Source organism: Halorubrum coriense DSM 10284 (assembly GCF_000337035.1).
GTDB classification, from domain to species: Archaea; Halobacteriota; Halobacteria; order Halobacteriales; family Haloferacaceae; genus Halorubrum; species Halorubrum coriense.
In genome coordinates this window covers 112522-134996 of the sequence record NZ_AOJL01000032.1, presented here as the reverse complement: position 1 = coordinate 134996, position 22475 = coordinate 112522, and the positions used below count along the sequence as shown (strand labels likewise).

Sequence of the window (22475 nt, the reverse complement as noted above, 5' to 3'; positions counted from 1 at the left end):
GTGACTCACAATGACAGACATCATCGACACGGCGGCACGGGCGCTGAGCGCGGGACTGATGCTGTTCGGCATCGCGGTCCTCGGACTGATCGAGACGCTGGCCGGACAGCCGTTCGCTCCGGCCCCGATGACGAACGAGGCGGGCGACGTGGTCGCGACGCCGCTGATCTCCCCCGAGATCCGCACCGGCTTCGTGCTCGCGGGCATCGCGGTGCTGGGCCTGTACGCGGCGTACCGGCTCGTGACGCCGATGCCCGAGGACAGCGACGTCCGCCACGAGACGATGGCGGACTGAACCGCGCGGGAATCACGGACCGCGACGCGACCGGTGCGACGCGTCGTCGCGAACGGCCACGGTCACTCTTCTGTTGCGTGCTTACTCGCCGCGTGAGGGACTCGACCCGCTCTCGCCGGCGGCGTCCGACTCCGCAGACTCGTCCGCTCGGTCCGCGGTGCCCCCGTCCGTACTGGCGGAGGCGGTCGAGTCCGAGTCCCCGTCGGTGCCGAACGAGAACGCCGGCTCGGTCGCCTCGGCGGCCGCGTCGCCCGGCGAACCGACCTCGCCGACCGCGCCTTCCTGCGCGTCGACCTCGAACTCCTCGGTCGTCTCGCGCAGGCCGCGGGCGCGCTCGTGGAGGTCGTGCGCCTGCTCGGAGACCTCGTTGAGCGTGGCGGCCTGCTCCTCGGCGGCGGAGGCGACGGTGGTCGCCTCGGCGGTGGTCTGTTCGCTCACGCCCGCGAGGTCGTCGACCGCGCCGGTCACCTCGCTGACCGACGCGGCCTGCGCGTCCATCGCGCCGGAGATCTCCTGAACGCCGTCGTCGGCCTCGCTCACGCGGTCGGCGACGTCGGCGAGCGCGTCCTCGGCGTCTTCGACGACGTCGACGCCGTCGTCGACGCCCTCGCGGATCGCGGCCATCTCGTCGACGCTCTCGTCGGTGCGCTCGCGCAGGCCCTCGATCAGCGACTCCACCTCGGCGGCGGACTCCTGGGTCTCCTCGGCGAGCGACTTGACCTCCTCGGCCACGACCGCGAATCCGGAGCCGGCCTCGCCCGCGCGGGCGGCCTCGATCGAGGCGTTGAGCGCGAGCAGGTTCGTCTGGTCGGCGATCTCCGAGATCGTCTCGACGATCGCGTCCACCTCGGCCATCTCGGCCTCGAGCCGCTCGATCGTCTCGGCGGCGGACTCGGAACGCGCCTCGATCCCGTGGAGCTCCTCGGCGGCGTCGGCGGCCGCCTCGCGGCCCTCCTCGGTGAGCGCGTCGGCCCGCCGGGAGGTGGTCGCCACCTCGTCCGCGGAGGCGGCGACCTCCTCGACGGTCGCCGACATGTCCTCCATCTCGCCGGCCACGTCCGCGAGCTGGCGGCTCTGTCGCTCCGCGCCGGCGGATATCTCGTCGACCGCGTCGCTCGTCTCTCGCCCGGCGGCCGCGGCCTCGTCGGTGCCGTCGGTGACCGCGTCGCTCCGCTCGGCCACCTCGACCGCGAAGGCGTCCACTTCCGCGATCGCGGCCTCCAGCTCGTCCATCGCGTCGTTGAACTCGTCGGCGATGGTGCGGAGCGCCTCGGGGTCGTCGGGGTCGGCGCGTAGCCGGGCGGTGAGGTCGCCGTCGGCGCAGGCCGCCATCGTCCGCCCGAAGTCGTCCGCGCGCGACTCCAGCCGGTCGGCGAACGCCTCGCTCTCCGCCTTCGCCTCCTCGGCGCGCTCGCGCTGGTCCTCGGCCGACCGTATCTGTTCGCGCAGCGAGTCGCGCATGGTGGCGAACGCGCCGGAGAGGTCGCCGAACTCGTCGCGCCGGCCCGTGTGGAAGTCGACGTCGAGGTCGCCGTCGGCCAGCGCCGCGGCGCGCCCGCGGAGTTGGTTCAGTTCGACGACGGTCCCCCGGCCGAGCGTCACGCCGACGAGCCCGAGCCCGACGACCGCGACCCCGACGATCAGGAGCAGGTTCCGGCCGATCATCCCCGAGAGGGCGTACGCCTCGGAGAGGGGGACGTGCGTGGCGACGTACCACTCCTCCGCCTCCAGCGGCGCGTACGCGACGAGGTACTCGCCGCCGTCGGCGAAGCCGAAGGTGGCGGAGGGGATGAAGCCGACCGACCGCGTCTCCCCGAGCATCGCCGATCGGACGTCGGTGTCGTAGCGCACGCCGGCGACGTAGTCCCCGTTGCTCGCGGCGATCCGCCCGTCGGGCTCGACGACGGTGGTGAACGCGCTCTCGGTCGGCCGCCGAAAGTCGGCGGCGGCCGTCGCGAGGGTGACCTCCATCACGAGGTAGTCGCGAAGCGGCGTCGAGGTGATGTACGCGAACCGGCGCTCGCCGTCGACCACGTACGTCTCGCTGGTGTACGTGTCGTCGGAGAACAGGAGGTCCTCCCCGAACCACGCCTGCGAGGTCACCGTCTCGCCCCCGTCCTCGTCGTCGGTGGTGGCGACGACCGTCCCCGCGTCCCGATCGACGAAGTGGAAGGCGGCGACGCCCTCCGGGGCCCGCGAGAAGTGCGACGCGAGGTAGCTGTCGACCCGCTCGGGCTCCTGGGAGAACGCGTGGTTGTCGGCGACGTCGCCGAGGAACGTGCGACGCTCGGTCGCCCACCCGTCGAGTTCCGTCGCGCTCAGCTCCGCGACGGCGGTGTAGTCGCCCTGCGCGTTCGATTCGAGCTGCTCCGTCGTCTCGGCGTAGGTGACCGCCCCGACCGCACCGATCGCGATCACGACGACGACGAGCGCGACGACGAACTTCGCGAGGTAGCTCCGCGCCACGGCGTCGGGCGTGACGCGCCGCAACACCCGTTCGAGAAAGGCATCGGCCATTACCATCAGGCGGTCGACAGGGACTATTTAATCCACCCCCCTCGATATCTCACGTGATAATTAGTCGTTCTCGGGGGTGACGACCGCGTAGCAGTTTCCGCTCGATATCTCCGAACGACTGAGTTCGAGCGCGCTCGCCGAGAGGTCCACCGCGAACTCCGCGGGCGAGTAGATGTGATAGTAGCGCGGGACGGTCTCGCCGCCCGGCAGCGTCCAGTCGACGGTCGTGTCGAACCCCTCGTCGCGGTCGAACCGGTCGTGGGCCGTGCTCCACGCGCTGACGAGCGCGACGCCGTCGGGCGCGAGGACCCGCGCCAGTTCGTCCAGGCTCTCGACGCGGGTCGCTCGGGGCGAGAGGTGGTGGAGCGTGGCGACGTAGGTCGCGAGGTCGACCGCGTCGTCGCGCAGCGGCAACGCGGCCGCGTCGCCGTGGACGAACGCGCTCGCGTCAGCGAACCCCCGGTCGCGAGCGCGCGCCGCCGCCTCGTCGAGCAGGCCGCGGCTGAGGTCCACTCCGACCGCGAACTCGGCGCGCGCCGCGAGCGCCTCCGTGTGGCGACCGTTCCCGCAGCCGACGTCGAGGGCGACCGTCCCCGACCGGCCCTCGAGGAACGACTCGACCTCGGGCCACGCGTACTCCCGCGTCTTCGAGAAGTGCGTCGCGATGCGGTCGTAGGTGCGCCGCGGGTCGCCCGACGGCGGATCGCCGCCCGCCGACCCCGACTCGCGTCCCGGATCAGGGTCCATACGCTACGCTCGACCGCGACCGGTTTAGCTCGTGCGACCGAGACCTCGGGCGGTCGGGACCCGCCGCGTCCCGGGCGGCCGCGTCACGCCAGTGCGATCCCGACGAACGCGAGGAGAGTGAGCGCCAGCAGCACCACGACGTGTTTCGCGCCGTCGCGCACCGACCCCTCCCCGAGCTGTCCGGCGACGAGGCCGGAGCAGACCGCCTGGATCGAGGCGGCGTGGAAGAACAACTGCTCGTAGGCGGCGACGTCGATGTCGCCGATCCCGTCCGCGATCCCGCCGGGGCCGGCGGGGACGCCGCCGCCGGTCTCCGGGAGGCTACCGCCGGTCCCCGGGACGCCCGCCGCCTCGATGGCCGGGATGAACGACACCGAGAGCGCCCCGATGATCCCGAGGAACACGAGGAAGGAGATGTAGATGACGATGAGGTACGTCAGCATCACCTGTCGCCGTTCGCGCCGGAGCGACCACGTCGCGCGCGACTCGTCGGCCGCGATCCGGAGGACCGGTCCCACGTCCCCGCTCGCCCGGATCGCGTTGGTGACGAGCGCGACCGCCCGGGAGGTCATCGGCGACCTGACCCGGCGCTCCAGACGGCGCAGCGCGGTCGAGACGTCCGCGCCCCAGTCGATGTCGCGCCGGGTCCGGCGGAGGTCCTCCGTCAGCGCCTCCAGGTTCGAGTCGGCGACGCGCCGGACGCTGCCGACCACGGCGGTCCCGGCCTCGTTGACGCTGGCGAGCCGGTCGAGGAAGTCCGGCACCGCGGACTCGACGCGCCGGACCCGGCGCTTGTCGAACTCGTAGGCGACCGCGTAGGTCGCGAGGACGAAGGCGGTCGCGACGACGATCGGGCCGTCGATCTGGTCGACCATCTCCACCGGCGTCCCGAGCGTGATAGGGAACGCGAAGACGAGCAGCCCGACCGCCGCGACCGGGACCGCGGCGAGGAGGACCGTCCGCGGCGAGGCCAACACCGTCTCGGCCGGCGACGCGATCAGCCGCCGCACCCAGCGGAGGCGGTCGTGGACGCGGAGCCGCTCGCGGCTCTCCGCCCAGCGGTCCGCGCCGGCGGCGTCCGCGTCGCGTCCGGTCGCTCCGCCGTCGAACCGCGGCGAGTCGCTCCCGGCTCCGGACTCGTCGCTCGCGTGTCGCACGCCGGTGACGGACGGGGTGTCCGGGTCCGCGAGCGACGACTCCGCGACCGCCTCGGTGCCGCCGACGCCCTGCGTCACGCTGTCGACGTAGACGACGAACCCGAAGGTGGCGAGCGGGACGCCGACGTAGACGACGACGCGGAGGAGCGGGAGCGTGTCCTGTAAGACGAGGCCGATGACGACGAGGATGGTGATGAAGAACAGCGGGCCGGCGACCAACGCCGTCACGTACGCCTCGGCGAACGTCGAGAGGAGTTCGAGGTACTGCTCCTGTTTCGCCTCCGCCTCCGCCTGATAGCGCTCGTACTGGTCGTTGAGGAACGTCGACACCGGCTGCCCGGTCCCGAGGACCGAGGCGAGGTTCTCCGAGAAGTCGGCCAGGTCGTCGCTGGGCGTCCGGCGAGAGATGCGCTGGAGCGCGGTGAGCGCGTCGGTGCCGAAGGCGTTCATGTCGCGGACGGCCACCGACAGCTCCGTGGCGGCCTCGCCGTACACCGCCTCGTTCTCCGCGAGCGTGTCCATCACCCGCGGGAACGCCATCCCCGAGCGCGAGAGCGCGTACATGAACGCGACCGTCCGGGGCAGGGTGGCGTCTATCTCGGCCGCCCGGGCGTGGGCGCGCTGGTCGAGCAGCTGCCAGCGGGCGACGTACGCGCCGAGCGCGAGCCCCGCGCCGACGGTCGCGGAGACGACCGCGAGCAGGACGAACAGCCGGAAGAGCCCGAGGTCCGCGAGGCGCGCGACGACCGCGACGAACTCGACCGCGCTCGGAAGCGCCCCGCGGATCGCCGCCTCGCCGACGTCGAGCGCGGCGAGCAGGGCGGCGGCCCCGTACACGCCGACGACGCTGCCGGCGACGCCGAGGACGGCGGCGTACAACAGCGTCCGCGAGGCGTACACCCGGTGCGTCGTCCCGGCGACGTGGGCCGCGCGCATCCGGTCGCGCTGGCTCCGCCGCCGCGCCTCGTTCTCGCCGACGTAATCCCCGAACGCCGACAGCGCGACGCGGGTGACGAACAGGTCCGCCCGGTCGTCGACGAGCGGGAGCGCGAGGGCCAGACAGGCCCCGACCGCGGCGACGAGCGGGAGGTACTCGATCATCGGTCCGGGGGGTCGGACCGCGCGTTTCCGACGTCCGCACCGTCGCCGTTGGAAGCGGCGGGACCGGGGTCGGTTCGGACGCCGTCGTCGTCGTCCGCGCGGTCGGTCGCGGCGACGCCGTCGGCCGCGGCGGCGCGCTCGTCGAGCCGGTCCATCACCCGGTCGGGGTCGGCGTAGTACTCGTTGACGAGGGCGGTGAACGTGCGGTAGTCGTCGATGCCGAGCGCGGAGAGCAGTTCGAGGAAGCGCTCGCGCCGCCGGACCTCTTGGAGGAGTTCCGACCGCGACCAGCCGCGCTCGTCGGCGATCTCCTCCAGCAGCGACGAGTCGTTCCGGCGGAACGTGTCCGAGTCCGGCCGCCACTCGAACGCCGAGGAGTAGTCGAGCTCGCCGGTCCGCTGGTCGATGCCGCCGATCTCGCCGATCGTCTTCGCGCGGCGCACCCGCTCGTCGTCGGCGCGCGTGAGCGTCTGGACCGAGAGCATGTCGAGCGACTGGACCATCGCGCGCGGCACGTTGATCGGCTCGTTCTCCAGCCGGTTGATCACCGTCTCGATCGAGTCGGCGTGCATCGTCGAGAACGTGGTGTGGCCCGTGTTCATCGCCTGGAAGAGCGTGATCGCCTCCTCGCCGCGGACCTCGCCGACGACGATGTATTCGGGGCGGTGGCGCAGCGCCGAGCGCAACAGGTCGTACATGTCGATGTCCGTCCCCTCGTACCGGCGCTCGCGGGTGACCGCCGAGAGCCAGTTGTCGTGGTATAAGGAGAGCTCGCGGGTGTCCTCGATGGTGAGCACCTTCGCGCGCGGCGGGACGAACATCGACACCGCGTTCATCGAGGTGGTCTTCCCGGAGGCGGTGCCGCCCGCGAAGATGAGGCTCTTGTTGTGTTCGATACAGAGCCAGAAGTACGCCATCTGCTCGACGGAGAAGGTCCCGTACTCGACGAGGTCGACGGGCGTGAACGGGTCCTCGGCGTACTGGCGGATGGTGAACGCCGAGCCGCGGGGGGTCACCTCCTCGCCGAGCGCGAGCTCCGCGCGCGACCCGTCGGGGAGCGTCGTCTCGACGATGGGGTCGCCGACGGAGACGTGGCGGCCCGACTGCTGGGCGAGCCGGATCACGTAGCTGTCGAGCGCCTCCTGCGCGAAGGAGACGTTCGTCTCGATGTCGGTGTACTCGTCGTGGTAGACGAAGATCGGGAGGTCGTAGCCGTCACACGAGACGTCCTCGATGTGCCGGTCGTTCAGGAGGGGGTCGACCTTCCCGTAGCCGCGGAAGTCCCGGTAGAGGTAGTACGCGAGCGCGTGGAACGTGTCCATCCCGGCCTCGACGCCGTACCCCTCCAGCAGCGTCTCCAGCTCGGCGCGGAGCGTCTCCTCGTCGGTCTTCCCGGTCCCCTCGCGGTACAGGAGCGGGTCGCGGATGTCGTCGACGACCCGGTCGAGGAGCTCGCGCTCGAACGCGTCGAGCTCGGGCTCGACCGCGTAGTAGCGGTGTTCGCTCTCGGCGTCGTCGTAGGTGATCACCACGTACGCGTACGGCGAGTTCACCCAGTACCGGTCGACCTCGCGCTCGTCCGCCGGCACGGTGAACGACGCGAGCGGGCCGTCCTCGCCCAGGCGGAACGGGCGGACGTCGAGCGTCGACCCCTGAAACAGCTCCCACGCGTGCGAGAGTCGCCGCTGGAGGTCCTCGATCCGGTCGCCGAGGTCGCCCCCGCCGGCGTCACTCGCCATAGATATGGGCTTCTAGAGCCGGGGGGAAGTTAAACTACCCCCGACGATTATCAGGATCGACATCGACGCCCCTCGCGACGCCGCCGACCCGGACGCCGACGCGTCGCGTCTGCTACGCCGCCGATCCGCCCGTTACGTTGATACGGCCGGGCCGCAAAGCAACAGGTACGAAATGCGGCGTGACTACTTCGATCTGGCCGTCGAGGGCGTCGGAGACGGTTCCGACACCCGATCGCCCCCGCTCGTGCGGATCGACTTCCACGGGCCGGAAGAGCTCCTCCGCGAGCGGCTTTCCGGAGGTGACAGCGACGGGGCTGACGACGGCGACCTGCTCGGTGCCGACCAGATAGACGTCGCCTTCCGGCTCCGCGAGCCGCTGGGCGAGGCGGACGATCCGGAGGGCGTCGTCGGCGTCACCAACCGGTTCACCGGCGACTTCGTCCTCGAACTCAACGAGACGGCGACGGACGTCCTCCCCTTCATCCGCGCCGCGCGCGACGCGACCGACGACGGCGACGCGCGGTACCGCGTCGAGATCGACGTCAACGGCGAGCGCCTCGTCGCCTACGATAAAGACACCTTCCTCGTGTACGACCCGGCAGGGAACCTGCTCCGTAGCGAGAGCCTGATCCCCTCCGGCGTCGAGCTGTAGCGGCCGCCCGCTGCTGGCGACCCGACCGCCCGACGGTCAGAGGCTGACGCTGTCGGGCACGAACCGCACCGCGTCGCCCGGCCGGAGGTCGAACGCGCCGTCGCCGCGCCCGTCGTTCACGTCGCACTCCGCGTAGCCGTGGCTCCCGACGGTGACGAGTCGCTCGCCCGGGTCGACGGCGCCGAACGTCTCCGCGACCGGCGTGAGGTCGCCGTTCACGCGGACCCAGTCGCGGTCGCGGACCAGGTCGCCGGGCACGTTGGTGATCACATTCCCGAACCGGTCGATCGCGAGCACCTCGCCGTCGATAGCGACCACGTCGCCGTCGGGGTCGTCCCCGCGTCGAGTGTCGTCGTCGCTTTTCCCGCCGTCCTCGCCGTCGCCCGCGTCGCGCTCGATCGACGGCTCGGGGAAGCGGATGTCGACGGGGCCGCTCGCGGGCGAGAGGTCGTCGAGTCCCGCGAGCGCCGCGGCGACCGCGTCGGCGTCGAGCGCGCCGTCTCCCGCCGAGCCCGCAGCGGCGTCTCCCGCGTTCCCCGCCGCGTCGTCGAGCGCGACCCGGACGCGGGCCGCGGTCGGCGCGAACACGTCGCGGCCGTGGAACGTCTCGCTCGCGGGGTCGTCGACGGCGACGGTCCACGCCTCAATGTCCGACTCGTCGGCGGCCAGCGCCCGCGCCGGCGGCATCGCGAGGCCGTTGTCCGGGGCGACGATGACGTGCGCGCCGGCGCGGACGACGAGGGCGTCGCGGTCGGTGCCGACGCCGGGGTCGACGACGGCGCAGTGGACCGCCGGGGGGAACTCCGGGAGGACGAACCGGAGCCAGAAGGCGGCGGCCCGAGGGTCACCGCGCGGCAGGTCGTGCGCGACGTCGACCAGCTCGGCGTCCGTGTGCCGGCGGATCACTCCCTTCATCGCGGCGGGGTACGGCGAGCCGAAGTCCGAGGTGAGCGTGATCATACCGGAAGGAGAGGTCGGCGGGCGGTTAAAACGAACGGGCCGCGGCGCTCCCGGTTTCTCCCGGGACGCGCGTCTGCGAGCGGGCGGCCCACGCTTGCCTCGCGCCGGCCGCGCTACACGTCGGACGGCTCCGTGCCTATCGAGTCGGTCTCGGCGATACGGCGGATGCGGTCGACGCCGTCGACCTCCCGGATCACGTCGACGACGGCGTCGGGGACGAGGCCCTCCCACTCGCGGCCCCGGATCATCCGCTCGCGGAGCTCGGTCCCCTCCAGCACGTCGCGGCGGAACATCGGGGACTGACGCACCTCGACGCCGGCCTCCTCGAACAGGCGGACGACGAGCGGGTTGTTCGAGTAAGCGACGTCGAACCGCGGGGTCATGCTCTGGACGTGGCTCACCCACACCGAGTTCCGGTCGAGGTCCTCGATGGGGACCACGTAGGTGGTGGCGTCGAGGTCCTCGACCGCCTTCGTCACCATCATCACGCGCTCGCCGGCGGTGAAGGGGTTCCGCGTGGTGTGCGAGTCGCCGGCGGAGCCGATCCCCAAGACCAGCTCGTCGACGTCCGCCGCGATCTCTTCCACCATGTGCTGGTGGCCGTCGTGAAACGGCTGATACCGGCCGATGTAAAACCCCCGCATGGATCCACGTAGCGTCGGCGTCATTTATAAACCCCGTGGGAACGGTCGTGCGCCGAGATCAGCGCCTATACGGCTTCACGACCGCTTTTACTGCCACCCGGGCGGTGTCGCTGGGGGGAGAAAGTATATCAGTAGCCGACCCGTCCTTTTCGATAGCGAAACCCGATTCTATGAGCAACGAGAAGGACACGAACGACCCCACGGCCGACGACCCCGACGAACCGCCTCGCGGCGGCGTCGACGACTCGAGCCCGGCGGGGAACGGCGAGGACGCCGCGCACGGCGACCCCGAGCCCGACGACGGTCCGTCGAACGAGCCCGGCGTCGGCGAGGACCCGGCCGCGAACTCCGGCGGGGAGTCGGCCGCGGACCCCGACGACGACCCATGGGACGACGGCGTCGTGGTGGACGACGACGGGTTCGACGAGACCGAGGTCGTCGGCGACGGTCCCGACGAGGGCCGGAACGGCGACGGCGTCGGTCCGGCCGACGACGGCGGGATCGACGAGCTCGGTAGCACCGTCGAGGTCGAGGGAGCCGAGATAGAGGAAGACCCCGACGAGGACGACCTCCTCGGCGGGCTCAAGATCGACACGACGGCCGAACTGGAGATCCCGGATCGGCTCGTCGACCAGGTCATCGGGCAGGAACACGCCCGCGACGTGATCATCAAGGCGGCGAAGCAGCGCCGCCACGTGATGATGATCGGCTCGCCCGGGACCGGGAAGTCGATGCTCGCGAAGGCGATGTCCGAGCTTCTCCCCAAAGAGGAGCTTCAGGACGTCTTGGTGTATCACAACCCCGAGGACGGCAACAAGCCGAAGGTCCGGACGGTGCCGGCCGGCAAGGGCGACCAGATCGTCGAGGCGCACCGCGAGGAGGCGCGCAAGCGCAACCAGATGCGGTCGCTGCTGATGTGGATCATCATCGCCGTCGTGCTGGGCTACGCGCTCATCATCGTCGGCCAGATCCTCGTCGGCATCATCGCGGCCGGCGTGGTGTACCTCGTCTTCCGCTACCTGAACCGCGGGTCGGACGCGATGATCCCGAACCTGCTGGTGAACAACGGCGACACGAAGACCGCGCCGTTCCGCGACGCGACCGGCGCGCACGCCGGCGCGCTGCTCGGCGACGTCCGCCACGACCCGTTCCAGTCCGGCGGGATGGAGACGCCCAGCCACGACCGCGTCGAGGCCGGGGCCATCCACAAGGCGAACAAGGGCGTGCTGTTCATCGACGAGATCAACACGCTGGACATCCGCAGCCAGCAGCACCTCATGACGGCGATCCAGGAGGGCGAGTTCTCGATCACGGGCCAGTCCGAGCGCTCCTCGGGCGCGATGGTCCAGACCGAGCCCGTCCCGACGGACTTCGTCATGATCGCGGCCGGGAACCTCGACGCGATGGAGAACATGCACCCGGCGCTCCGGAGCCGTATCAAGGGGTACGGCTACGAGGTGTACATGGAGGACACCATCGAGGACACGCCGGAGATGCGCCGGAAGTACGTCCGATTCATCGCCCAGGAGGTCGCGAAGGACGGCCGCCTGCCCGAGTTCTCGGCGGAGGCGGTCGAGGAGATCATCCTCGAGGCAAAGCGCCGCTCCGGTCGCAAGGGCCACCTCACGCTCAAGATGCGGAACCTCGGCGGGATGGTCCGCGTCGCGGGCGACATCGCCCGCGGTGAGGACGCCGAGCGCACGACCCGCGACCACGTCCTTCAGGCGAAGGGCCGCTCGCGGTCCATCGAGCAGCAGCTCGCCGACGACTACATCGAGCGCCGGAAGGACTACGAGCTTCAGGTCTCTAACGGCTACGTCACCGGTCGCGTCAACGGCCTCGCCGTGATGGGCGAGGACTCCGGGATCATGCTCCCGGTGATGGCCGAGGTGACGCCGACCCAGGGCGGCGGGCAGGTGATCGCCACCGGCCAGCTCAAGGAGATGGCCGAGGAGTCGGTCCAGAACGTCTCGGCGATCATCAAGAAGTTCTCCGACGAGAACATCTCGGAGAAGGACATCCACATCCAGTTCATCCAGACGGGCCAGCAGGGGGTCGACGGCGACTCCGCGTCCATCACGGTCGCGACCGCCGTCATCTCCGCGCTGGAGGACGTCGGGGTCGACCAGAGCCTCGCGATGACGGGCTCGCTGTCGGTCCGCGGCGACGTGCTCCCCGTCGGCGGGGTCACCCACAAGATCGAGGCGGCCGCGAAGGCCGGCTGCGACCGGGTGATCATCCCCGCGGCCAACGAGCAGGACGTGATGATCGAAGACGAGTACGAGGAGATGATCGAGGTCATCCCGGTGTCGCACATCAGCGAGGTCCTCGACATCGCCCTCGAGGGCGAGGCCGAGAAGGACTCGCTCGTCTCCCGGCTGAAGTCGATCACGGGCTCCGCGCTGAACGACGGAAACGTCTCGAGCCCGTCCAACCCGAGCCCGCAGTAGGCGGCTCCGCGCCTCGCGGCCCGGGTTCTTTCACTTTTCGCTCCCCCGAGCTACCGCACCGCGAGCAGCCGGGGGATCTCCGTCCGCCGATCGGCGGCTAACTCGGTCTCGGTCGTTCACCGTGTGAGCGCGAGGTGCCTATATTGCTTGAATGACGCAATACAGAATCGCCGGTTAGCCGCACGTTTTGCTGGGCAGGGAGAGAGCCGTCATAACGGCCACCACTCGCCATGCGCCCCATGTGTCGCAAATAGCGTTAGAATATCTCCTCGAGTGGCGACCACCCGTCGCTTCGGAAGAACTGAGAGGGTCGGAATACATAAGTTAGTATAGTGCGTATTGCGCAATACAGATGTCAGGGATCGCGATCGTCGGCGGAGGACCGACCGGACTGAACGCCGCCATCTACACCGCCCGAGCGGACAGGCGAACGCTCGTGTTCGACGACGGCGGCGGGACCACCCGCGACGTCGACACGATGGAGAACGTCTACGGGTTCCCGGACGGCGTCACGGGCCCGGAACTGGTCGATCTGGGCAGAGAACACGCGCGGAAGTACGGTGCCGAGATCGTCGAGGAGGAGGTCGTGCGGCTCGAACCCGACGGCGACCGGTACCGCGTCGAGACGACCGTCGACGAGTACGCCGTCGACGGGGTGATCATCGCGACGGGCGCGGACTACGAGCGGCCGGCCGTCGCGGACGTCGAGGCGTACGAGGGCCACGGCGTCTCCTACTGCGTCGAGTGCGACGCGTACTTCTACCGCGACAGCCCCGTCGCGGTCGTCGGCGACGACAACTACGCCGCGACCGAGGCGCTGATGCTGCTCGATTACACCGACGACGTCCGGATCCTCACCAACGGGTCGTCGTTCGCGGCCGACGAGGAGCTGCGGGACCGGATCGCCGAAGCGGGGATCCCGGTGGTCACCGACGACCTCGATCGACTCGCCGGCGACGAGGTCCTCGAGGCCGTCGTCACGCGGGACGGCGACGAGATATCGGTCGACGGGCTGTTCGTCGCGCTGGGCACCGCCGGCGGCACCGACCTCGCGGAGATGCTGGGCGTCCCCGTCGACGGGGGCGACGTCGTCACCGACGAGGCGCAGTCGACGCCGGTGGACCGCGTGTACGCGGCGGGCGACGTCACCGGCGGCCACCAACAGATCGCGACCTCCGTCGGAGAGGGGGCCCGCGCGGCCATCAACCTCCTCGAGGAGATCCGCGGGGCGGACTACATCGACTACAAGAAGCTGGACTCGCAGCCGGCCTGACCGGTCCGACCGCCGACTCGGTCCGCGGCCGAACGCTCGACCGGTGTCCCCGCGGAGGGGCCCGCCGCCTCACCCGACCGCCTCCCAGTTCCGGTACAGCCCCACGCCGAACGCGAGGACGACCCCGCCGACGCCGACCTGCCGGCCGACCGTCCCGAAGTCGCCGTCGAGGCCGGCGACGAGCGCTCTGACGGTCATCACCAGCGTGACGAGCGCGACGAGCGCCAGCACGGCGTGCCGTGTCTCCATGAGTGACCGGAGCCGCCACGCCGCCCAAAGCGATTGCTTGGCGTGGGACAACTCTCGGCCCCTCGGGCGAGCCGGCGCGTCGCGGCCGGGAGGGCGGCGACCGCTCGCTCGTCGGTTGTCCTGCGCCAACTCCGGGGTTATTGACGAGCGGAACCCAGCGTCACACGAAGCGCACGACCGCGGCGCGCGTCGGAGTGACGCGTCGCTCCGGACTCACCACCACATGATCGACCCAGTACTCGCGAGCCGGTTCCAGTTCGCCCTGACGACCGTCGTCCACATCGTCTTCCCGGTGATGAGCATGGGACTCGCTCCCTTCCTCATCTACTTCACGTGGCGGGACGTCCGGGGCGGCGATCCGGTGTACGAACAGCTGCGTCGCTTCTGGACGAAGATATTCGCGATCTCGTTCGTCGTCGGAACCGTCACCGGGATCGTCCTGGAGTTCGAGTTCGGAACCAACTTCGCGGCGTTCTCGACGACCGCGGGAGAGCTGTTCGGCGGCCCGCTCGCCGTCGAGGGGATGATGGCGTTCATGTTGGAGGCGACGTTCCTCGGTATCTTCGTGTTCGGTCGCGAGCGCGTCTCCGACCGGTTGTACCTAGTGTCCAGTCTCGCCGTCGGCGTCGGCACGTGGCTGTCGGCCGTCTGGATCCTCATCGCGAACTCGTGGATGCAGATGCCGCGCGGCTACGAGCTCGTGTCCGAGAACGGCGGGGAGGTGGTCCGCCTCGTCGACCCGGTCGCGGCGTATCTGACCCCCCGGTTCGGCTACATGTACGTCCACATGCAAAACGCCGCCGTCGAGTCGGTGGCGCTGTTCATGGCCGGCGTCTCGGCGTACTACGTCTACCGACACCACGTCTGGGGGACGAAGACGGAACATATCGCGTTCTGGCGGAAGACGCTCAAGATCGCGCTGGTCGCGCTGCTGATCACGGCCCCGCTACAGGTGCTCCAGGGCGACCTGTACGCGCGGCACGTCTACGAGACGCAGCCGCAGAAGTTCGCCGCCATGGAGGCGGTCTGGGACACCGAGGCGTACGTGCCGGAGTACATCTTCGCGATCCCGACCGACCTGAGCCAGTTCACCGACCCGCGCGCGAAGGAGCTGTTCGGCGTCGGCATCCCGGGCGGGGCGTCGTGGCTCGCCAGCGGGGGCGACGCGACCGCGGAGATTCGGGGACTGAACACATTCGAGACGGAGGCGCCCCCCGTCGCCGTCGTGTTCTGGTCGTTCCGGGCGATGGTCGGGATGGGCTTCTGGTTCATCCTCCTCGCGTTCTGGGGCGGCTACCGGTGGTACACGGGCGAGCTGTTCGAAGACGGACTGCTCCACAAGGCGCTGATGGCCTCCGGTCTGCTCGGCTTCGTCGCGGTCGAGCTCGGGTGGGTCGTCACGGAGGTCGGTCGCCAACCCTGGGTGATCCAGGGCGTGTTGAAGACGAGCGAGGGGGTGTCGCCCGGCCTCACCGGCGCGGAGGCGCTGATCACGCTCGCGGGGTTCGTCGGCGTCTACGCCGGCATCCTCGCGCTGTACGCGTACGTCGTCGCGCGGGTGATCCGGGACGGGCCCCCGAGCGTGCGCGAGCTGCGGTCCGCCGCCGAGCGCGACGCCGCGCCCGCGGAGGTGCCCGGCGATGACTAGCGTCGTCGACGCGCTCGCGGGAGGGCCGGTGCTCGGCCTGCCGCTCCCGGAGCTGTGGTTCGCGCTCGTGTTCGCCCTGCTCGGAACGTTCCTGTTCCTCGACGGCTTCGACTTCGGCGCGGGCGCGATCTTCGCGACGCTCCCCGACGACCGGGGCCGCGAGGCGGTGCTGTCGGCGATCGGGCCGTTCTGGGACGGCAACGAGGTGTGGCTCGTGGTCTTCGGCGGCGCGCTGTTCGCCGCCTTCCCGTCGGTGTACGCCGGGCTGTTCAGCCGCCACTACCTCCTGATGTTCGGCATCCTCGGCGCGCTCATCCTCCGGGGGTTGGCCCCGGAGATGTACGAGCAGCGCCGCGACGCGCGGTGGCAGCGGTGGTGGGGTCGGTCGTTCGTCGCCGGCAGCGTCCTCGCGCCGTTCCTCCTCGGCGCGTTCGCGGGGAACTGGCTCGTCGGGAGCCCCCGCTCGCTCACGCTCGTCGGCGTCGTCGCGGGGGTCGCCGTCACGGCCCTGACCGTCGTCTCGGGTGCCGCGTTCCTCCGTCTGAAGGCCCGGGACGCGCTCCCCGAGAGAGTGGCGGAGATCGGAATCGGGGCCGTCGCGGCGTACCTCCTCGCGGTCGTCGCGACCCTCGGCGTCCTGGCGACTCGGCTCCCGGCCGGCGTCGACGCGGTGCTGTCGCCCCCGGTGCTCGCGCTGGTCGCCGCCTCCGTCGCGCTCGGAGCCGGTTACGGCGTCGCGCTTCGACGGGGGGCGGACCTCGTCGCGCTCGCGGCGGCCGGGGGGCTGACCTACGGACTGATCGCCGTGGTCGGGCTGCTCATGTACCCGCGTATCGACCCGGCGACGGGGGCGACGGTCGCGGAGGCTATCGTCTCGACGCTGCCGCTGAACCTCATGTCGATCGGCGCGGCCCTGCTGTTGCCGCTGGTCGTCACGTACTTCGCCGTCCTCTACTCGGCGTTCAGCGGCCCGATCACGGCCGAGGAGGCGTACTGACATGAGCGAGGGCTCGGAGGCGAGCGCGCCGGCTCGGCGCTCGCCGGTCGGGAGGCCGCTGCTCTCGCGCGTGCTCGTCACGTGGGCTGAACTCGTCGTCGTCGGGTTCGTCGGGGCGGTCGCGGGCGGGGCCGCGTCCGGTCCGCCCCAGCTCGTCGTCTACTTCACGACGGTCCTCGCGGCGGTCGGCGTGTTCATGTTCAACGTCGACCGGCTCGTCGCGGCCCGCGTTCGGGAGGCGACGTGATCCGAGCGCGTCGCGCCTCCCGTCAGTCCGCTCCCCGACCCGACGATCCGAACGGTCCGACGCCGCGGCGTTTGGCGACGATACCGAACAGCAGCGCGGCGCTCGGGAGGAACAGCAGCGCGCCCAGCGCGGTGACGGTGTCGTCGTGGGCGAGTCCGAAGGCGACCCCTCCGATGCCGGCGACGAGCGCGACGGCGGCCGGGACGAGGAGACGGCTTCGGTGCGCGGTCGCGGTCCCGCGACCGGAACGTGAGGTTCCCATACGAGACAACGTAAGTGCGTCGGGCCCGTATCAGACGCGTTGTCGAGGGACAACTTCCCGCCGCGACGCGACCGGTCGCGACCGTCCGGTCGCCCGCGGGACCGTCGCCCGCGCCGCGAACCGCCACCGCACGACCGGACCAGTTCACCGTCAGATGTACGACTTCAGCTTCGAGATAACGTACGAACCGGGCGTCGACGAGTACGTCGACCTGTTCATCGACCGCAGCTCCCTCCGGTCGGAGGCGACCTACTCGTGTCTCGACCCCGCGGAGCTGTGGAAGCTCGAATCGGTGACCGGCGACGCGACCGACCTCGCGGCCGTCGACGAGCTGCTCTTGGACGAGTCCGTCGACCGCGAGTCGATCAGCGATCGGGCGTGTCGCGCGACCCGCGCGACGAGCCTGCTGACCGACGAGCAGCGGCGGCGGGTGACGTACACCTACCTCTCCGACGTGGACTACTGCGAGTCCGTCCCGCTCATCGCGGCGAAGTACGTCGACGGCGGCGCGCTCTTCGAGCAGACGCGCTCCGGGGACACCGTCCGGTGGCGCGTGCTGGTACAGGACGACTCGAAGATCGGGCTGTTGTACGACACGCTGTCCGCGCGGCTCGGCGACGGGCGCTCGTTCTCCTTCGAACACTTGACCGAGGTCGACCGCTGGGAGAGCGAGCTGCTCTCCCGACCGGACGTCCGCGCCGAACAGCGCGAGACGCTGCTGCTCGCGGTCGAGCGCGGCTACTTCGAGACGCCGCGCGAGGCGACGCTCGACGAGCTCGCGGCGGAGCTCGACGAGCCGCGTTCGACGGTGTCGTATCGGCTTCGACGCGCGACCGCGGAGCTGGCGAAGCGGTTCGCCGACCAACGAGCATGACCCCCGACACTCCCACCGACGACGAGCGGCGAACGCCGACGGACGCGTCCGAAAGCGACCGATATCCGACCGACGTGCTCGTCGAGCCCGACTGGGTGGCGGCGCGACTCGACCGGTTCGGCGCCGACGCGCCCGACCTGCGGCTCCTCGAGGTCGACGTCAACGCCTCGTTTTACGAGGAGGGTCACGCGCCCGGGGCCGTCGGCGTCGACTGGCGGACGGACCTCCGGTCGGCGGAGGCACACGACATCCTCTCCCCGGCGGAGATGACCGCCTTCCTCGAGTCGTGCGGGATCGCCGAGGAGACGACCGTCGTCATCTACGGCGACAACAGGAACTGGTTCGCGGCCCACCTGTACTGGCAGCTCGCCCGCTACGGCCACCCGGACGTGCGGATCATGGACGGCGGTCGCGAGTACTGGGTGGAACACGGCTACCCGACCACGACGGAGCCGGTCGATCCGCCCGCGGTGACGTACGGCGACGCGCCCGACGCCCCGCCCAGACCGGAGGTCCGAGCCGACCGCACCGACGTGCGGGCGGCGCTCGACGGCGACACGGAGTTCGTCGACGTGCGCCTGCCCGAGGAGTACCGGGGAGAGATCACGAAGCCGCCGGGCAGCGACGAGGGGGCGATGCGGGGCGGCCACGTCCCCGGGGCGACGAACGTGTTCTGGGCCGAGAACGTGCGCCCCAGCGGCCTGTTCAAGTCGCCCGAGGAGCTCGCCGACCTGTACGCGTCGCGGGGGATCGCCCCCGACGACGACGTGATCGTCTACTGTCGGATCGGGGAGCGGTCCTCGCTCGCGTGGTTCGTCCTCGAGGAGCTGCTCGGGTACGACCGCGTGCGGCACTACGACGGCTCCTGGACGGAGTGGGGGAACATGATCGGCGTCCCGATCGAGGTCGGCGAGCCGGACGGCGGCGACTGAGTCACCCGCCGGGGGCGAGGTCGAACGCCGGCGGTTGTCCCACGACAAACGGACACACTAGCCGCTGTGCGGGCAATCGTACGTAATGAGCGGTTCTCACGCTGCGGCGGCGGCGAAGCACGCGGAAGACCGGGGAGAACGCCGGCACAGCGAACCCGGGTCACCGGGCGGTCGTCATGAGTGACGCCGCCTCGAAGGGCGACGGGTCGCGGTTCGCCCGGCGGCTGCTCGACGCGCTGAGCGAGGAGACGAACCGGACGATCCTGTCGCTGCTCGACGAGCCGGCCTCGGTCGCCGAACTCGTCGAGCGGTGCGACATCCCGATGTCGACGGTGTACCGGCGCTTGGATACGCTCAACGAGCTGGATCTGGTGACGGAACACGTCGCGATAGACGCGGAGCGGGGGAAGTATCGACGCTACGAGCGGAGCGTGCGCCGCGTCTCGGTCGCCGTCGGCGAGGAGGGCCGGCTCAGGGCCCGAGTCGAGCGCGCGAAGGGCGACCCCGACGAGGAGGTGGCGTGGGAGCCGAACGGGAGGTAGCGGCGGCCCGTGCGAGCGTCCGCTCGCCGGAGGCGCGTCCCGCTCCCCGCCCTCTTTTATCCCGGGAGCGTGTACGGCGGACGATGAGCGGGAAACCGACGGTCGGGGAGTACATGACCCGCGAGGTGGAGACGGTCAGCCCGGACGAGACGGTGGCGACCGTCGCGCGTCGCATGGCCGACAGCGACGGACACAACGGGTTCCCGGTCACGCAGGGCCGCACCGTCGAGGGGTTCGTCTCGGCCGGAGACCTGCTGCTCGCGGACGACGACGCCCCCGTGTTCACGGTGATGACGGAGGACCTGATCGTCGCGCACCCGGACATGAAGGTGACCGACGCCGCGCGGGTGATCCTGCGGTCGGGCATCCAGCGGCTCCCGGTCGTCGACGACGCCGACAACCTCGTCGGGATCATCTCGAACACCGACGTGGTCCGCTCGCAGATCGAGCGCGCGACGCCCGGCAAGGTCGGGAAGCTGATGCGCACGCTCTCGCAGATCCACGGCGTCGACCTCGACGAGGAGCGCCGCGAGGTGGAGATCGCGGCCCTCACGCCGACGCAGGCGCGGGTGTACGCCGACGAACTCGAGGGGAGACAGTACGAGCTCCAACACGGGCTCGCGGAGCCGCTCGTCGTCATCGACAACGGCGGCACGCTCTACCTCGCCGACGGCCACCACCGGGCGATGGCCGCCCGCGAGGCCGGCATCGAGACGATGGACGCGTACGTGATCGTCCCGCGGACGCCGGTCGAACTGGGGATGGCGAAGACCGCCGAGAAGGAGGGGCTCCGCGTCGTCGACGACATCGAGATCGTCGACTACGCGCGACACCCCCTCATGGAGACGACAAAGCGGCTCCAGTGACCGGGCGACCGGCGCGCGACCGACGCGCGACCGGCGTCGAGCGACCGCGCCGCCTCACCGACAGTCGGTGACTCACCGCGCCGTTCGCGTCGACCGCGCCGCCAGCACCGCCCGTCGACGACTAGCCGTAGCGACCGCGCGGACTCCGCCGTTCGGGTCAATTCGTGGTTTCCGCAGAAACAATTTTATGAGTCGACAAGAATGGTGTGGTATGGGATCACGAATTCGAACCGCGATCGGCAGGGCGAAGTACGCGGCCGTCGGCGCTGCGGTGGGCGCGGCGGTCGGCGGGTTGTGGAGCCGGAACGCGGCCAGCACCGGCGGGGCGCTCGGCGGACTGGCGGGCGCGACGGTCGCCGAACTGAAGTCGGGTGCCGACGGCCTGTTCGCGAGCGAAGAGGACGGTGACGGTGAGGGCGGCGACGGCGAGGGCGACGAGAGCGGCGCGGCCGACGCGGCGGCGTGAACGGCGGCCCGCGGAGCGGTTCGCGGAGCGAGCAGCGCCGGTCGCATCGGGAACGTCTATACCGCCGGGGCGAGTAGCCGCCGGCAATGAGCGACACCGACGCCGGACCGGACGGGAGCGCGGCGTCCGACGGCGGAGACGGCTGGTTCGAGGTGCTGCCGACCGACGGGCCCGACGACGAGACGGAGAGTGACGAGGACGCCGCGCTCGACGCGGCCGCGACGCGGGTGCGCGACGGAACCGCCGCGTCGCCCGCCGACTGGCCCGCGCGGGCCGTCGAGGCCGGGGCCGCGGCCGACGGGGCGGCGTACTACGACCGGCTCAAGGCCGCGACGACCCGCGCCACCCGCGAGGCGGTCCGGGAGCGGGAGCGCGCCGACGACGCGCAGCTGATCCACGCGGTCCGGGCCATGGACGACGCCGAGCGCGTCGCCAACGAGCTGGCCGAGCGCGCCGTCGAGTGGGCGGGAACGCTCTTCGACGAGGTCGACTCCGGAGTCGAGGGCGCGCGGGCAATCGCGGCGCGCGACCCCGAGAGCGACGTCGAGCGGCGGGCCGTCTCCCTCGCGGCCCGCGCCGCGGCGCTCGACGACGAACGCGCGGCGCTCGCGGAGACGATAGCGCGGATCGCGCCCGCGGTCGCACCGAATCTCGCCGAGATGGCCGGCCCGGAGCTCGCGGCGCGGCTGATCGCGCTCGCGGGCGGGTTGGAGCCGCTCGCGAAGAAGCCGTCGGGCACGGTTCAGGTGCTCGGAGCCGAGGACGCGCTGTTCGCGCACCTCTCCGGGCGCGCGCCCTCGCCGAAACACGGCATCATCTACACGCACGAGTTCGTCCGCGGCACGCGGCCCGAAGACCGCGGCTCCGCGGCGCGCGCGCTCGCCGGAAAGCTGGCGCTCGCGGCCCGCGCCGACCACTACGCCGGCGAGCGCAGGGCACAGCTCCACGACGACCTCCGCGAGCGGATGGCGACGATCCGGGCGCGGGCGGACGCCGACGAGCCGGACGTCGCGGGGGCCGACGATGAGTGAGCCCGCGCTCCCCGGCGGCGTCGAGCGCCGCGAGATCGACGGCGAGCGGCGGCTGGCGACCCGCGGCGAGCCGGTGTACGGCGAGCCGACCGCCGACGGGTGGCGCGCGTGGGACCCCGAGCGGTCGAAGCTCGGCGGTATGCTCGAACTCGGACTGGAGACCGGCCTGTCGGGCGGCGAGACGGTCCTCTACCTCGGCGCCGCGAGCGGGACGACGGTCAGCCACGTCGCCGACTTCGCGGGCCCGACGTACGCGGTGGAGTTCGCGCCGCGACCGGCCCGCGACCTGCTCAACGCCGCGGCGAGCCGAGATCGGTTGTTCCCGCTGCTCAAGGACGCGCGGAAGCCGGAGAGGTACGCGCACGTCGTCGAGGCCGACGTCGACGCGATCGTTCAGGACGTCGCCACCCGCGGGCAGGCCGAGGTGGCCGTCCGCAACGCGCGGTTCCTGGCGGACGACGGGCGGCTGTTGCTGGCGATCAAGGCGCGCAGCGAGGACGTGACCGCGGAGCCGGACGCGGTGTTCGAGGGCGCGCTCGACCGGCTCCGGGAGGCGTACGAGGTCTTGGAGACGCGGCGGCTCGACCGGTATCACGAGGACCACCTCGGCGTCGTGGCGACGCCGAAGTGATCACTCCTCCGGCTCGAAGATGTCCTCGATCCGGCAGTCGAAGTGGTCCGCGAGCGCGAACGCCAGCTCCAGCGACGGGTCGTAGCGCTCGCGTTCGATGGCGTTGATCGTCTGTCTGGTGACCCCGACCGCGGCGGCGAGGTCGGCCTGACTCTCGTCGGTCTCCGCGCGTCTGTCGGGGATGTCGTTTCTCAT

General features: G+C 71.1%; 23 protein-coding genes. 14 read left to right on the top strand and 9 right to left on the bottom strand.

Features of this window, described 5'->3' with window-relative positions; genetic code table 11:
* The first annotated feature begins 10 nt into the window (after window positions 1-10).
* The gene (locus C464_RS08180; RefSeq protein WP_006113185.1) at window positions 11-295 is read left to right on the top strand and encodes a hypothetical protein; all 285 of its coding nucleotides are present in this window, start codon (window positions 11-13) and stop codon (window positions 293-295) included.
* Window positions 296-376: 81 nt separating this feature from the next.
* On the opposite strand, the gene C464_RS08175 is transcribed toward C464_RS08180, so the two are convergent.
* The 4 genes from C464_RS08175 to C464_RS08160 all read right to left on the bottom strand — a co-directional run bounded on the left by C464_RS08175 (window position 377) and on the right by C464_RS08160 (window position 7556).
* Window positions 377-2812 carry a methyl-accepting chemotaxis protein gene (locus C464_RS08175; RefSeq protein ID WP_006113184.1) on the bottom strand — a complete coding sequence of 812 codons (2436 nt, stop codon included), beginning with the start codon at window positions 2810-2812 and terminating at the stop codon, window positions 377-379.
* A 60-nt stretch (window positions 2813-2872) separates the two neighbouring features.
* A complete protein-coding gene (locus C464_RS08170) occupies window positions 2873-3559 on the bottom strand; it encodes a class I SAM-dependent methyltransferase (RefSeq protein ID WP_006113183.1) in 687 nt (228 codons plus the stop codon).
* Window positions 3560-3642: 83 nt separating this feature from the next.
* Window positions 3643-5817, bottom strand: coding sequence for a type II secretion system F family protein (locus C464_RS08165; RefSeq protein ID WP_006113182.1), 2175 nt, complete (start codon window positions 5815-5817; stop codon window positions 3643-3645).
* Window positions 5814-7556, bottom strand: a complete 1743-nt coding sequence (locus C464_RS08160; RefSeq protein ID WP_006113181.1) for a type II/IV secretion system ATPase subunit — start codon at window positions 7554-7556, stop codon at window positions 5814-5816. Before C464_RS08160 ends, C464_RS08165 begins: the two co-directional genes overlap by 4 nt.
* A gap of 172 nt (window positions 7557-7728) precedes the next feature.
* On the opposite strand from C464_RS08160, the gene C464_RS08155 reads away from it, so the two are divergent.
* On the top strand, window positions 7729-8208 hold the full coding sequence (locus tag C464_RS08155) for a DUF5793 family protein (protein ID WP_006113180.1): 480 nt from the start codon (window positions 7729-7731) through the stop codon (window positions 8206-8208).
* Between the two features lie 36 nt (window positions 8209-8244).
* Here the strand turns inward: C464_RS08155 and C464_RS08150 are convergent, their stop codons facing one another.
* A complete protein-coding gene (locus tag C464_RS08150) occupies window positions 8245-9168 on the bottom strand; it encodes an SAM hydrolase/SAM-dependent halogenase family protein (protein ID WP_006113179.1) in 924 nt (307 codons plus the stop codon).
* Window positions 9169-9281: 113 nt separating this feature from the next.
* Window positions 9282-9812, bottom strand: coding sequence for a nicotinamide-nucleotide adenylyltransferase (locus C464_RS08145; protein ID WP_006113178.1), 531 nt, complete (start codon window positions 9810-9812; stop codon window positions 9282-9284).
* Window positions 9813-9982: 170 nt separating this feature from the next.
* Between C464_RS08145 and lonB the strand changes: the two genes are divergently transcribed.
* Together lonB and C464_RS08135 are read left to right on the top strand one after the other, a co-directional pair.
* The gene (gene lonB / locus C464_RS08140) at window positions 9983-12262 is read left to right on the top strand and encodes an ATP-dependent protease LonB (RefSeq protein ID WP_006113177.1); all 2280 of its coding nucleotides are present in this window, start codon (window positions 9983-9985) and stop codon (window positions 12260-12262) included.
* A gap of 352 nt (window positions 12263-12614) precedes the next feature.
* On the top strand, window positions 12615-13535 hold the full coding sequence (locus C464_RS08135; protein WP_006113176.1) for an NAD(P)/FAD-dependent oxidoreductase: 921 nt from the start codon (window positions 12615-12617) through the stop codon (window positions 13533-13535).
* Window positions 13536-13604: 69 nt separating this feature from the next.
* Here the strand turns inward: C464_RS08135 and C464_RS08130 are convergent, their stop codons facing one another.
* Window positions 13605-13784, bottom strand: coding sequence for a hypothetical protein (locus C464_RS08130; protein WP_049910975.1), 180 nt, complete (start codon window positions 13782-13784; stop codon window positions 13605-13607).
* A 223-nt stretch (window positions 13785-14007) separates the two neighbouring features.
* On the opposite strand from C464_RS08130, the gene C464_RS08125 reads away from it, so the two are divergent.
* From C464_RS08125 to C464_RS08115, 3 genes are read left to right on the top strand one after another with little or no spacing between them, the layout of a single operon-like run.
* The gene (locus tag C464_RS08125) at window positions 14008-15432 is read left to right on the top strand and encodes a cytochrome ubiquinol oxidase subunit I (protein ID WP_006113175.1); all 1425 of its coding nucleotides are present in this window, start codon (window positions 14008-14010) and stop codon (window positions 15430-15432) included.
* On the top strand, window positions 15425-16429 hold the full coding sequence (locus C464_RS08120; RefSeq protein ID WP_006113174.1) for a cytochrome d ubiquinol oxidase subunit II: 1005 nt from the start codon (window positions 15425-15427) through the stop codon (window positions 16427-16429). The genes C464_RS08125 and C464_RS08120 overlap by 8 nt, the downstream gene beginning before the upstream one ends.
* Window position 16430: 1 nt before the next feature.
* Window positions 16431-16676, top strand: coding sequence for a hypothetical protein (locus C464_RS08115; protein WP_006113173.1), 246 nt, complete (start codon window positions 16431-16433; stop codon window positions 16674-16676).
* 22 nt (window positions 16677-16698) lie between these two features.
* On the opposite strand, the gene C464_RS08110 is transcribed toward C464_RS08115, so the two are convergent.
* A complete protein-coding gene (locus C464_RS08110) occupies window positions 16699-16938 on the bottom strand; it encodes a hypothetical protein (RefSeq protein WP_006113172.1) in 240 nt (79 codons plus the stop codon).
* 154 nt (window positions 16939-17092) lie between these two features.
* Between C464_RS08110 and C464_RS08105 the strand changes: the two genes are divergently transcribed.
* From C464_RS08105 to C464_RS08075, 7 genes are all read left to right on the top strand, one after another.
* A complete protein-coding gene (locus C464_RS08105) occupies window positions 17093-17812 on the top strand; it encodes a helix-turn-helix domain-containing protein (RefSeq protein WP_006113171.1) in 720 nt (239 codons plus the stop codon).
* Window positions 17809-18744: a sulfurtransferase gene (locus C464_RS08100; protein ID WP_006113170.1), complete on the top strand. Its 936-nt coding sequence runs from the start codon at window positions 17809-17811 to the stop codon at window positions 18742-18744. Before C464_RS08105 ends, C464_RS08100 begins: the two co-directional genes overlap by 4 nt.
* A gap of 176 nt (window positions 18745-18920) precedes the next feature.
* Entirely contained in the window at window positions 18921-19286 is a 366-nt protein-coding gene (locus tag C464_RS08095) for a winged helix-turn-helix domain-containing protein (protein WP_006113169.1), read from the top strand.
* Window positions 19287-19369: 83 nt separating this feature from the next.
* Window positions 19370-20152, top strand: coding sequence for a CBS domain-containing protein (locus tag C464_RS08090; RefSeq protein WP_006113168.1), 783 nt, complete (start codon window positions 19370-19372; stop codon window positions 20150-20152).
* Between the two features lie 211 nt (window positions 20153-20363).
* The gene (locus C464_RS08085; RefSeq protein ID WP_049910973.1) at window positions 20364-20618 is read left to right on the top strand and encodes a glycine zipper domain-containing protein; all 255 of its coding nucleotides are present in this window, start codon (window positions 20364-20366) and stop codon (window positions 20616-20618) included.
* An 86-nt stretch (window positions 20619-20704) separates the two neighbouring features.
* Window positions 20705-21649 (top strand): NOP5/NOP56 family protein, encoded by a 945-nt coding sequence (locus tag C464_RS08080; RefSeq protein ID WP_006113166.1) that lies wholly within the window; start codon window positions 20705-20707, stop codon window positions 21647-21649.
* Window positions 21642-22280 carry a fibrillarin-like rRNA/tRNA 2'-O-methyltransferase gene (locus tag C464_RS08075; protein ID WP_006113165.1) on the top strand — a complete coding sequence of 213 codons (639 nt, stop codon included), beginning with the start codon at window positions 21642-21644 and terminating at the stop codon, window positions 22278-22280. The genes C464_RS08080 and C464_RS08075 overlap by 8 nt, the downstream gene beginning before the upstream one ends.
* On the opposite strand, the gene C464_RS08070 is transcribed toward C464_RS08075, so the two are convergent.
* Window positions 22281-22475, bottom strand: coding sequence for a helix-turn-helix transcriptional regulator (locus C464_RS08070; RefSeq protein ID WP_006113164.1), 195 nt, complete (start codon window positions 22473-22475; stop codon window positions 22281-22283).